The organism is Burkholderia sp. Ax-1719, from assembly GCF_011753055.1.
Classification (GTDB): domain Bacteria; phylum Pseudomonadota; class Gammaproteobacteria; order Burkholderiales; family Burkholderiaceae; genus Paraburkholderia.
The window spans coordinates 158,437-170,929 of sequence record NZ_VWWJ01000008.1; the positions used below are offsets into that span (position 1 = coordinate 158,437).

Consider the following 12,493-nt stretch of genomic DNA (forward strand, 5'->3'; position numbering starts at 1 on the left):
TGACCGTTATGGCACGCGCTTTTTTTGTTTGGGGCTGTGCGGTTGCGCAGCTTTTACATCAGCTTCGCGGGCACTGCGCCGCGCAGGGCGTTGGTGAGCAGGAGCGCTTCGGCTTCCAGCACGTCGCCGCGTGTGAGCACGCGTTCCTGCGCGCCGAACGCTTCATCGTCGAGCAGCACGCCGCGCATCACGCCCGGCAGCACGCCCGAGGCCAGCGGCGGCGTCCACCACTGACCGCCGAGTTTCACGAAGACGTTCGAGCGCCCGCCTTCGGTCAGCTCGCCGCGTTCGTTGAAGAACAGCATGTCAAAGGCGCCGTGTGCTTCCGCCTCGCGCCATGCGCGGTCGAATTCGGCGCGGCGCGTGGATTTGCGCAGCAGCAGCGCATCGGCGGCGGCGACCGGCGCGAAGCCGTGGTCCGGCGCGAACATCACGCCCACGGTGTCGTGCGCGAGCGGCGCGAGCGGCGCGGACGTCAGCGTGAATTCGCCGCTTTTCGCCAGCGCAACGCGCACGCGATGCGGCGCGTCGCTCGCGACATCGCCGGGCCATTCAGCGCAAGCCTGCGCGAGACGCGTACGCAAGGCCTCGACATCACACGGAAAGCCGAACCACGCGGCGCTCGATGCGAGCCGCACCAGATGACGTTCGAGGTGACGCACGCCCTGTGCGCGCGTCGCGTACATCGTCTCGAACAGTTCGATGCCGGGATCGGCCCCGGTCAGGAAACGGGCTTTCAAACGCATCTCCTCGTATTCGTCGGCGGCCACGCTGTCGAGCACGATGCCCGCGCCCACGCCCATTTCGCCGCGTCGCATTCCGCCCATGGCCGCTTCCAGCGTCAACGTGCGAATCACCACCGACAGACAAAAATCGCCGCAAGCCTCGCCATCGCGCGCCGCGTCGAGCCAGCCGATCGTGCCCGTGTACAGCCCGCGCGGGCCGTGCTCCAGCGCGTCGATCAGTTCCATCGTGCGATGCTTGGGCGCGCCCGTGATCGAGCCGCACGGAAACAGCGCGCGCATCGCATCGGCGAAGGTGGTGCCTTCGCGCAACTTCGCTTCGACCGTCGAGGTCATCTGCCACACCGACGCATACGGTTCGACGCTGAATAGCGCCGGCACGCGCACCGTGCCCGTCTGCGCCACGCGCGAAATATCGTTGCGCAGCAGATCGACAATCATCACGTTTTCGGCGCGATTCTTGGGATCGTTGCCAAGGAACTGCGCGGCGGCGGCGTCCTCGGCCGGATCGGCCCAACGCGCCGCGGTGCCCTTCATCGGTTTCGCGCGCAAGGTGTCGCCGTGTTTCTCGACGAACAGCTCCGGCGAGCACGACAGCACCCAGCGGTCGCCCGGCAGCGCGATCAGCGCGCCGTAGCGCACGCGCTGACGCTCGCGCAAGCGCCGATACAGCGCCAGCGGCGACCCAAACGCCTCGAAACCGAGCCGATAGGTGTAGTTGACCTGATACGTATCGCCGATGCGCAGCGCGTCCTGCACCGCGCCGATATCGCGCTCGAAACGCTCGCGGTCGACACCCATCGTGACGCCCGCGATGCCTGCGGAATGGGGCGCTTCTTCGTCCGACGTGCAGCCCTCGCGCGCGGCGAGCCAGGCATCGGTTTCATCGCGCGAAAGCGTCTCGCAGCGCTCGAACAAGAAAAAACGCAGCGCGGCGTGGCCGTGCTGCGTTTCATGAATGGGGGCAGTCTGCTTGCCGAGCACGAGCGCGCGCCCGAAGTCGTAATCGCCGAGCACGAGGCTGTGCAGCCCCGCTTGCTGCGCGGCGCGCACCTGCTCGCAAATCGTGTCGAGATCGGCTGGGCGCTCGCACGCGAGTTCGCGCACGAAGCCCGTATAGAGACGGCTCGAACGGCGCTGCGCCGTCGAGTCGCCATCGTCGAGCAGCGCGAACACCGCGCCGCCTGGAGTAACTGCCATTGTGTGACTACCTGCCTGACTGGTCCGGAACGCGCTGGTCATCCAGCGCGCCCCAGGAACCGCGCATCAATCGAAGAAGCTCTTCACGCGGTCGAACCAGCTCTTGCTTTGCGGGCTATGACGCGAACCGCCTTCCACGAGCGACTTCTCGAACTGCTGGAGCAGTTCGCGCTGATGGTCGGTGAGCTTGACCGGCGTTTCCACCTGCACATGCACGTAGAGATCGCCCGCGATGCTCGAACGCAGACCCTTGATGCCCTTGCCGCGCAGACGGAACGTCTTGCCCGACTGGGTGCCTTCGGGCACCGGGAAGGTCGCGCGACCCGCCAGCGTGGGCACTTCGATCTCGCCGCCGAGCGCCGCCGTGGAGAACGGGATCGGCATCTGGCAATGCAGATCGTCGCCGTCGCGCTCGAACACGCCGTGCTGCTTGATGTGGATTTCGACGTACAGATCGCCCGACGGACCGCCGTTGATGCCCGGCTCGCCGTTGCCGGCCGAGCGGATGCGCATGCCGTCGTCGATACCCGCCGGAATCTTCACTTCCAGCGTCTTGGTTTCCTTCACCTTGCCCGCGCCGTGGCAGGACGTGCAGGGTTCAGGGATGTACGACCCGGTGCCGTGGCACTTCGGGCACGTCTGCTGGATGCTGAAAAAGCCCTGCGACATGCGCACCGAACCCGAACCGTGGCAGGTCGGGCAGCTTTCCGGCTTGGTGCCGGGCTTCGCGCCCGAACCGTGACAGACTTCGCAGCTGCTCCAGCCCGGCACGCGGATCTGCGTTTCGTAGCCGTGCGCGGCCTGTTCCAGCGTGATTTCCATGCTGTAGCGCAGATCTGCGCCGCGATACACCTGCGGGCCGCTGCGCTGGCCGCCGCGGCCGCCTGCCGCCTGGCCAAAGATATCGCCGAAGATGTCGCCGAAGGCGTCCGCGAAACCGCCGAAGCCCTGCGCGCCCGCGCCGCCCATGTTGGGATCGACGCCCGCATGGCCGTACTGGTCGTATGCCGCGCGCTTTTGCGAGTCCGACAGCATTTCATAGGCCTCTTTGACCTCCTTGAAATGCTCTTCCGCATCCTTGTTGTCCGGATTGCGGTCGGGGTGGTACTTCATCGCCAGCTTGCGATACGCCTTCTTGATTTCGTCGTCGCTCGCGTTCTTCGCGACGCCCAGAACCTCGTAGTAATCCCGTTTCGCCATATCGGTTCAACGCCGAAGCGCACGCTGCGCGCACGCCGGCTCCTCTTGAATGCTGGATCTCGTGACCCGTTAGCCGTTCCTTTTGAACCCCGCGCACGCGATGTCGACGCGCTTGCGGCCCCTGAAAAAGAACGACCTCCATAAAACAAATGTGCCCGGAGGGCCGTGAAGGCCCGCCAGGCGCTGCAATGCAGAGCGCATCGTAACCGATGCGGCCGCTGCCGTCCCTACTGCTTCGGCCGCAACCATGGGGCCGTGACCGAAGCGGGTGGACACTGTCAGGACACTTAGTCCTTCTTGACTTCCTTGAACTCGGCGTCGACGACGTCGTCGGCGTGGTTCTGCGCGCCTTGCTCGGCACCGGCTGCACCTGCACCCGCCGCACCCGCTGCACCTGCCGCGCCAGCCTGCTGCGCCTGCATGTCGGCGTACATCTTTTCGCCGAGCTTTTGCGATGCCGTCGAGAGCGCCTCGACCTTCGCTTCGATCGTCGCCTTGTCAGCCGACGCATCCTTCAGCGTGTCTTCGAGTTCCTTCAGCGCGGCTTCGATCTTGTCCTTTTCGGACGCGTCGATCTTGTCGCCGTACTCAGCCACGGCCTTCTTCGTGCTGTGCACCAGAGCGTCGCCCTGGTTGCGCGCGTCGGCCAGCTCACGCAGACGGTGATCTTCTTCCGCGTTCGCTTCGGCGTCCTTCACCATCTTTTCGATTTCGGCTTCGGACAGACCCGAGTTCGCCTTGATCGTGATGCGGTTTTCCTTGCCGGTCGCCTTGTCCTTCGCGCCGACGTGCAGAATGCCGTTCGCGTCGATGTCGAAGCTCACTTCGATCTGCGGCACGCCGCGCGGTGCCGGCGGAATGCCTTCAAGGTTGAACTCGCCCAGCAGCTTGTTGCCGGCTGCCATTTCGCGCTCGCCCTGGAACACCTTGATCGTCACGGCCGACTGGCTGTCGTCAGCCGTCGAGTAGACCTGTGCGTGCTTGGTCGGGATCGTGGTGTTCTTGTTGATCATCTTCGTCATCACGCCGCCGAGCGTCTCGATACCGAGCGAAAGCGGGGTCACGTCGAGGAGCAGCACGTCCTTGCGGTCGCCCGACAGAACCTGACCTTGAATCGCGGCGCCAACGGCCACGGCTTCGTCCGGGTTCACGTCACGGCGCGGATCCTTGCCGAAGAACTCCTTCACCTTTTCCTGCACCTTCGGCATACGCGTCTGGCCGCCGACGAGGATGACGTCGTCGATGTCGCCGACCTTCACGCCTGCGTCCTTGATCGCCACGCGGCACGGCTCGATGGTGCGCTCGATCAGGTCTTCGACCAGCGCTTCCAGCTTGGCGCGCGTGATCTTCAGGTTCAAGTGCTTCGGACCCGATGCGTCTGCCGTGATGTACGGCAGGTTGATTTCGGTCTGCTGGCCCGACGACAGTTCGATCTTGGCCTTTTCAGCGGCTTCCTTCAGGCGTTGCAGCGCGAGCACGTCCTTCGAGAGGTCGACGCCCTGCTCTTTCTTGAATTCGCCGATGATGTAATCGATGATGCGCTGGTCGAAGTCTTCGCCGCCGAGGAACGTGTCGCCGTTGGTCGAGAGCACTTCGAACTGCATTTCGCCGTCAACGTCTGCGATTTCGATGATCGAGATGTCGAACGTGCCGCCGCCCAGGTCGAACACGGCGATCTTGCGGTCGCCCTTTTCAGCCTTGTCCAGACCGAAAGCCAGTGCGGCTGCGGTCGGTTCGTTGATAATGCGCTTGACTTCCAGACCGGCGATGCGGCCTGCGTCCTTGGTGGCTTGACGCTGGCTGTCGTTGAAGTACGCGGGAACCGTGATCACTGCTTCCGTGACCGGCTCGCCGAGGTAGTCTTCAGCGGTCTTCTTCATCTTGCGCAGCACTTCTGCCGAAACCTGCGACGGTGCGAGGTTCTGGCCGTGCGCGGCAACCCATGCGTCGCCGTTGTCGTGCTTGACGATCTGGTAAGGCATCAGGTTGATGTCCTTCTGCACTTCCTTTTCGTCGAAGCGGCGGCCGATCAGGCGCTTGACTGCGTACAGCGTGTTGCGCGGGTTCGTGACCGACTGACGCTTGGCCGGTGCGCCGACCAGCACTTCATTGTCGTCCATGTAGGCGATGATCGACGGCGTCGTGCGAGCGCCTTCCGAGTTCTCGATCACCTTGACCTGATTGCCTTCCATCAGCGCCACGCACGAGTTCGTGGTGCCGAGGTCGATACCGATGATTTTGCCCATTTTTCTCAATTCTCCAATTTGATCCGCTGTAGCGTCCGCCGCTCATCCAGTGGCTGGCTTGACGCCTCAATAAATTCAGAACTGCTGCCCAAATAAGTGCCGAGACGGCGTTTTCAAGAGCTTCGGGCTATGCGTTCGTTAATTTTTTTCAATCGGCGGCGCATTTTCGCGATGTTCGGGGAAATGCGCCACCCTTCGCTTTCGAATGCCTTTCACGCACAGCGTAAAAGCCGTTGAAAGCGGTAATCGAGGCAACCGGCTACGGCAGTTATCGACCGCCTGGTGCCGTTTATTTAGGCTGGGAAACCGTGACCAACGCCGGACGGAGCACGCGCTCGGCGATCACATAGCCCTTTTGCAGGACCGAAACAACGGTGTTGGCGTCCTGCTCGGACGGCACCATCGAGATAGCCTGATGGCGGTGCGGATCGAACTTCTCGCCAACCGGGTTGATCGCCACGACCTTGCCCTTCTCCAGCGCGCCGGAGAGCTGCTTGAGCGTGAGTTCGACGCCTTCGTTGACCTTGGCCAGGTCGTCCGAGCCGTGCGCGAGCGCGGCTTCGAGGCTGTCCACCACCGGCAGCAGGTGCTCGGCGAAGCTTTCGATCGCAAACTTGTGGGCCTTGGTGACGTCTTCCTGCGCGCGGCGGCGGACGTTTTCCGTCTCGGCCTTGGCGCGGATGAACGCGTCCTGCAGCTCGGCGATCTTCGCCTGGGCTTCGGCCAGCGCGGCGTCCGCGCCTTCGGCTGCCGGTGCAACGCCTTCCTGCTGGGCGGCGGCAGCGGCTTGCGACGCCTCGTCCGCGGGCGTGGGGTTCTGGCTCGTCGGGTTCTCTTGCGTGTTTTCCATGTCGCTGAACGTCGTTGAATAGTAAAAAGGGAACGAAGCGCGGGCCATCTAGCCCCTCTGTCCGCAGCGCGTTGCGCCAGCGCGACAGATGCTTCGTACATTGCGACAGCACATGGGTGCCGGATCGCTTGTTTCAAGGGCTCCCGCGCGCTTTTTTAGACAAATTTCAAAGCGCCGAAACCGGCGGTTACAACCATTACTGCAGCGCGGAAAAAATCGAATTGAGTGCGCCGCGCGGCTGACCTACACTCAGGAACAGGTGCTGCTCACGGGGTGTTTACCCGGAGCTTTCAGCACCCCACCGAACCGGTCCGCACGCACCATAACGGACCCCATGTCTGGCCGTTTTGCAGCGATCCCTTGGGGAGTACCGTGAAACTGACCTTTGCCATCTCGGTGGTCGCTCTGGTACTCATCGCCGGGACCACCACCATCTGCATGTCGGGCGCCGTGAACGACAACACCACGGAATATGGGAGCGCGCACGCCACGATGGAAGCGCTCTTCAATCCTCACGCGAAAGTTTGTCGATAGTGCGCCGGTCGCGTTTGGTCGGCCTGCCGTGCAACGCGGAGGCCGGCTCGCGAAACAGCTTGCGCCGCTCCTGCTCAGCCACGCGCGCCACGCGGCTTTCCTCGGTTTCGGCATAAAGCTGCTGCGCGACGCTCGCCGGCCCGCGCACTTCGCAGATTCCCAGCACGTCCACTTCCCAACGCACGTGATCGATCTCGATTTCAACTCGATCGCCCACGCGCACGTCCTTCGACGCCTTGACGGCCTCGCCGCTAATCCGCACATGGCCTTTGTTCACGGCATCCGTGGCCAGCGAACGCGTCTTGAAAAACCGCGCCGCCCAGAGCCATTTATCGATGCGCAGACGCGCGCCGGGTTCGGTGGAGATCTTGTAGTTCATCGATGACTTCCTGCTGACAATGCTGCAGCCGTGCTCAAACGCAATCAGGCGCTGTCAGGCCGCCGCGCCCGCATGAGCCGGCGCCTGCACCGGCCAGCCTTGCAGATTCTGCGCAACGATCTCTCCCAGCGCCGAAATCCACGCCGGCGAATTGTTCAGGCACGGAATACGGTGGAACTCCTTGCCGCCGCCATGCAGGAATTCGTCGCGCACTTCCATGCCGATTTCCTCGATGGTTTCCAGGCAATCCGCTGTAAAACCGGGGCAGAACACGTCCGCGCGACGCACGCCGCCCTGCCCGAGTTCCTTGAGCGTGGGCGCGGTGTAAGGCTGCAACCACTGCGCCTTGCCGAAGCGCGACTGGAACGTCACGCGGCATTCGACCGTCGACAAACCCAGCGCATGCATGAGCAGCGAAGCGGTCTGCTGGCACTGATCGTGATACGGATCGCCGAGATCGAGCGTGCGGCTCGGCACGCCGTGGAAGCTCAGCACCAGACGGTCGCCCGAAGCGAAATCAGGGCGGCCATGCGTCTGCCAGTACTGCTGGACCTGCGCCGCCAGCGCGCCGATGTACGCCGGATGGTCGTGATACGACCTGATGGTGCGGATTTCCGGCTGATTGCGCATGCGCCGCAGTGCAGCAAAAGCGGCGTCGAAAGCCGTCGCGGTGGTCGAGGCCGAATACTGCGGATACATCGGCACCAGCAGGATGCGCTCCGCGCCCGACAGCTTGAGCTGATTGAGGATCGCGGGAATGTCGGGCGTGCCGTAACGCATCGCGTAATCGACCAGCACGGTGTAATCGTTGATCTGGAACAGGTGGCGCAGCGCGTCGGTCTGCTTTTGCGTGTGCACGCGCAGCGGCGATCCCTCGGGCGTCCAGACCGCCGCGTACTTCTTCGCGGACGAGCGGCCACGCAGCGGCAGGATCAGCGCGCGCAGGATCACCTGCCAGATGGGCGCGGGTATCTCAACCACGCGCGGATCGGAGAGAAATTGCGCGAGATAGCGGCGCACGGCGCGCGGCGTGGGCGCGTCGGGGGTGCCGAGATTGATGAGCAGCACCGCGACACGATGCGCGACAGCGGACTGCAGGGGCCGCTCGAGGTCGAAACGCATAGGCGATCAGGAACGCCACGCGCGAGGCGCGGCAACGGTTGCACAAGTGCGCATTATAGCGGGCGGGGTTTTACCCGGATGCGACCGGACTACGTTAGCCATTCGGCTAATGGCGCGCCGCGCCGCTTCGGGCGATCATGCGTGCAAAGGGAGAAGCGGACCGGCAAACGCTCAGTTCTGGCTGAGCGTGAGCGAAAGCAGGCGCGCGGTGATATCGACAATCGGAATCACGCGGTTGTAGGCCATGCGCGTGGGGCCAATCACGCCCAGCGTGCCGACGATCTTGCCGTTGACTTCGTACGGCGCGGTCACCACGCTCATTTCCTCGATCGGCACGAGTTGCGACTCCCCGCCGATGAAGATCTGCACGCCCTGGGCGTGGCTGGAGACGTCCAGTAGTTGCAGCAGGCTGGTCTTCTGGTCGAACACGTCGAACAGCTTGCGCAGGCGCGCCATGTCCGAGGAAAGATCGGCCACTTCCAGCAGATTGCGCTCGCCGGAAATGAGCACGGTCTCGCCGGTATCGGTGTCCTCGGTGCTGGCGGTCACGGCCGCGTGCATGAGGCTGGTCATGTCGCCGCGCAGGGCGTCGATTTCCTCGCGCAGGCGACGGCGCACCTCGTCGAAGGAGAGACCCGCGAAATGCGCGTTGATGTAATTGGAAGCTTCGATCAGCTCGGAAGGCGTGAAGTCGCGCTGCGTCGCCATGATGCGGTTCTGCACGTCGCCTTCGGGCGTCACGATAATCAGCAGGATGCGCTTGTCCGACAGGCGCATGAACTCGATCTGCTTGAACACGTGGCTGCGGCGCGGCGTCAGCACCACGCCCGCGAACTGCGAGAGGTTCGACAGCACGCTGGCCGCCGCCGCCACCACCTTCTGCGGCTCGCCGGGGCGCAGCGTGGTCTTGACCGCGCGCGTGACGGCGTCCTCCTCAGTGGAGGGCTCGACGGTCAGCATGGTGTCGACGAACAGACGGTAGCCGCGCGGCGTGGGCACGCGGCCCGCCGAGGTGTGCGGGCTGGAAACGAGCCCCAGCTCCTCCAGGTCGGACATCACGTTGCGGATCGTCGCCGGGCTCAGTTCGAGCCCGGAGAAACGCGACAGCGTGCGCGAGCCGACCGGCTGACCTTCGGCGATGTAGCGCTCGATCAGCGTTTTGAGGAGGGTTTGTGCGCGGGGATCTAGCATGACTGAAAATTCTAGCCTAATGCCGGGTTGGCGGCGAGTACGGGCGCGGGCGGCAGTGTTGCGCCTGCCGCTTGACAGCGCGCGCACCGGCGTTTGCGCGTGTCTTACGTTCATCGGCAGGTCACGCAGATGTCAAAGCCGTGTCACCGGCATCTGCCCAGGAGCGGTCCGGCCCACGCCCATTGGGCATGAGCGCGGTCGTGAGGTTCTTTTCATGCACTGACTATGGTGTAATGCGGGCATGCAGATCCAGAAGATCCAGAGCCAGTTCAAAACGGTTGCGCTCGTTGGGCGCAGCAATACGCAAGGCATTGGCGAGCCGCTGACGGCGCTCGCCCAGACCATCTCCCAGCGTGGCTTCGACGTCGTGTTCGAAGCGCAGACCGCCCAGGAGATCGGCGTGAGCGGTTATCCCGCGCTGCAACCCGCCGAAATCGGCGCGCGCGCGGACGTGGCCGTGGTGCTCGGCGGCGACGGCACGATGCTCGGCATCGGCCGCCAGCTCGCGCCCTACCGCACGCCGCTCATCGGCATCAATCATGGGCGTCTAGGCTTCATCACTGACATCCCGTTCTCCGACATGCAGGAGATCGTGCCGCAACTGCTCGCGGGCAGCTTCGAGCGCGAGGAGCGCTCGCTGCTGGAATCGCGCATCATGCGCGACGGCGACCCGATCTACCATGCGCTCGCCTTCAACGACGTGGTGGTGAACCGCTCGGGCTTCTCGGGCATGGCGGAACTGCGCGTCCATGTGGACGGCCGCTTCATGTACAACCAGCGCTCGGACGGCCTGATCGTCGCCACGCCCACGGGATCGACGGCGTATGCGCTGTCGTCGCAAGGGCCGATTCTGCATCCGCAACTGCAGGGCATCGTGCTCGTGCCTATCGCGCCGCATGCGCTCTCGAACCGCCCGATCGTGCTGCCGGACGACTGCAAGGTGAGCATCCAGATCGTCGCGGGCCGCGACGTCAACGTGAACTTCGACATGCAGTCGTTCACCGCCGTCGAGCTCAACGACGTGATCGAAGTGCGCCGCTCGCGCCATACCGTGCCGTTCCTGCATCCGGTCGGCTACAGCTATTACCGGACGCTGCGCCAGAAGCTGCACTGGAACGAGCCGCCCGCGCTGCAAAACCTGACGCCTGATCCGCAGGACTGACGCACGAATCTGTCAGCGATGCGCGCGCGTCGGCCGCCATCGCGACAGTCGTGACGATCGTGACAATCGCGAAGATCCTGACGATCCCGCTGAAACAACGAACCATCGACCCGGCGCCAGCGCCATCCGCCAGATTCAAGACGCCATGCTCCGTCATCTCTCGATTCGCGACTTCGTGATCGTCGCCGCGCTCGACCTCGAATTCGACAGCGGCTTCACCGTGTTTTCCGGTGAGACCGGCGCGGGCAAGTCGATTCTCATCGACGCCCTTGCGCTCACGCTGGGCGCGCGCGCCGACGCGGGCGTGGTGCGCGCAGGCGAGAGCCGCGCCGACATCACCGCCGAATTCGATGCGCCGCCGCACGTCGCGGCATGGCTGGAAGAACAGGCGCTCACCAACAGCGACGCCGAGAACGGCGTGATCCTGCGCCGCGTGGTCGATAGCGGCGGCCGCTCGCGCGCGTTCATCAACGGCACGCCCGCAACACTGGCGCAACTGCGCGACATCGGCGAGCGTCTGGTAGATATCCACGGCCAGCACGCGCACCAGTTGCTGATGCGACCGGACGCCCAGCGCGAACTGTTCGACACGCACGCGGGCCTGCTCGAACTGGCCGCGCGCGTCACCCGCGCCTGGCGCGACGCGCGCGATGCGCGCTTCGCCGTGCAGACCGCGCAGGCGCGCGAGCGCGAGCAACAGCTCGAACGCGAGCGCCTCGCCTGGCAACTCGCCGAACTCGACAAGCTCGCGCCGCAGCCGGGCGAATGGGAAGAAGTGAGCGCGGAACACACGCGCCTGTCGAATTCGGCGAATCTGATCGAAGGCGTGCAAGGCGCACTGGTGGCGCTGTCAGAATCCGACGACGCGATGATTTCCGGTTTGAACTCGATCGTCTCGAAGCTGCGCGATCTGGCCGAAGTGGATGACGGACTCAGCGATGCGCTCGCCGCGCTCGAACCGGCGGCGATCCAGCTTCAGGAAGCGGCCTACTCGCTGTCGCATTACGCGCAGCGGCTCGAACTCGATCCGAACCGCCTCGCCCAGGTCGAAAAACGCCTGGACGCGCTGCACTCGGCGTCGCGCAAATTCCGCCTGCAGCCGGAGGCCCTGCCCACGGAACACGCCTCGCGCCGCCAGCAACTGGCGCTGCTCGACGCCGCGTCCGATCTCGACGCGCTGCGCGCCGCCGCCGACAAGGCGCACGAAGCGTACATGGTCGAAGCGCGCCAGCTCTCGGCGGCGCGCGCGGGCGCCGCGCAGGCGTTGGGCGCGGCGGTCACGCAGGGCATGCAGGAACTCTCAATGGCGGGCGGCAGCTTCGAAGTCGCGCTGGTGCCGCTGGGCGGCAATAGCGGCAACGGCGAGCCCGTCGGCGGCGCGCATGGTCTGGAGCAGATCGAATTCCGCGTCGCGGGCCACGCGGGCGTGCCGCTGCGCCCGCTCGCGAAGATCGCCTCGGGCGGCGAACTCGCGCGTATCAGCCTCGCGCTCGCGGTGATCGCCAGCGCCGCGAGCCCCACGCCCACGCTGATCTTCGACGAAGTGGACACGGGCATTGGCGGCGGTGTCGCAGAAGTGGTCGGGCGGCTGCTGCATCAGCTTGGGCAAGCGCGTCAGGTGCTGTGCGTCACGCACTTGCCGCAGGTGGCGGCGCGCGGCGACCAGCACTTCCAGGTGGCCAAGGCCGGTGATGGCAACGGCGGCACGGTTTCGGCGGTCACGGCGCTCGACAAAACCAGCCGCGTGGAGGAAGTCGCGCGCATGCTCGGCGGACTGGAAATCACCGCGACCACGCGGCGGCATGCGAAGGAGATGCTGGCGGCTTGAGCCTCGCGATTTCGCGATCTGGCGAGCCGCCAGCGCTC

Annotated in this window: 9 protein-coding genes; 2 read left to right on the plus strand and 7 right to left on the minus strand. The window is 64.9% G+C overall.

Going from position 1 to position 12,493, the window contains the following annotated elements:
* Positions 1-53: 53 nt before the first annotated feature.
* From pabB to hrcA, 7 genes are all read right to left on the minus strand, one after another.
* Positions 54-1,943 (minus strand): aminodeoxychorismate synthase component I, encoded by a 1,890-nt coding sequence (gene pabB, locus F3J17_RS17105; protein ID WP_167060915.1) that lies wholly within the window; start codon positions 1,941-1,943, stop codon positions 54-56.
* Between the two features lie 66 nt (positions 1,944-2,009).
* On the minus strand, positions 2,010-3,143 hold the full coding sequence (gene dnaJ / locus F3J17_RS17110; RefSeq protein ID WP_167060918.1) for a molecular chaperone DnaJ: 1,134 nt from the start codon (positions 3,141-3,143) through the stop codon (positions 2,010-2,012).
* 287 nt (positions 3,144-3,430) lie between these two features.
* A complete protein-coding gene (gene dnaK, locus F3J17_RS17115) occupies positions 3,431-5,389 on the minus strand; it encodes a molecular chaperone DnaK (protein ID WP_167060920.1) in 1,959 nt (652 codons plus the stop codon).
* 289 nt (positions 5,390-5,678) lie between these two features.
* Positions 5,679-6,239, minus strand: coding sequence for a nucleotide exchange factor GrpE (gene grpE / locus F3J17_RS17120; RefSeq protein ID WP_167060924.1), 561 nt, complete (start codon positions 6,237-6,239; stop codon positions 5,679-5,681).
* A gap of 505 nt (positions 6,240-6,744) precedes the next feature.
* Positions 6,745-7,152: an RNA-binding S4 domain-containing protein gene (locus F3J17_RS17125; protein WP_167060927.1), complete on the minus strand. Its 408-nt coding sequence runs from the start codon at positions 7,150-7,152 to the stop codon at positions 6,745-6,747.
* Positions 7,153-7,206: 54 nt separating this feature from the next.
* Complete coding sequence (gene hemH / locus F3J17_RS17130) at positions 7,207-8,274, minus strand: ferrochelatase (protein WP_167060928.1); 1,068 nt, start codon at positions 8,272-8,274, stop codon at positions 7,207-7,209.
* Positions 8,275-8,445: 171 nt separating this feature from the next.
* Positions 8,446-9,465, minus strand: coding sequence for a heat-inducible transcriptional repressor HrcA (hrcA, locus tag F3J17_RS17135; RefSeq protein WP_167060931.1), 1,020 nt, complete (start codon positions 9,463-9,465; stop codon positions 8,446-8,448).
* Between the two features lie 241 nt (positions 9,466-9,706).
* Here hrcA and F3J17_RS17140 point away from each other — a divergent pair, with 241 nt between their 5' ends.
* Together F3J17_RS17140 and recN are read left to right on the plus strand one after the other, a co-directional pair.
* Positions 9,707-10,627 carry an NAD kinase gene (locus F3J17_RS17140; protein WP_167060933.1) on the plus strand — a complete coding sequence of 307 codons (921 nt, stop codon included), beginning with the start codon at positions 9,707-9,709 and terminating at the stop codon, positions 10,625-10,627.
* A gap of 145 nt (positions 10,628-10,772) precedes the next feature.
* Positions 10,773-12,455 (plus strand): DNA repair protein RecN, encoded by a 1,683-nt coding sequence (gene recN / locus F3J17_RS17145; protein ID WP_167060936.1) that lies wholly within the window; start codon positions 10,773-10,775, stop codon positions 12,453-12,455.
* The last annotated feature ends 38 nt before the right edge of the window (positions 12,456-12,493 follow it).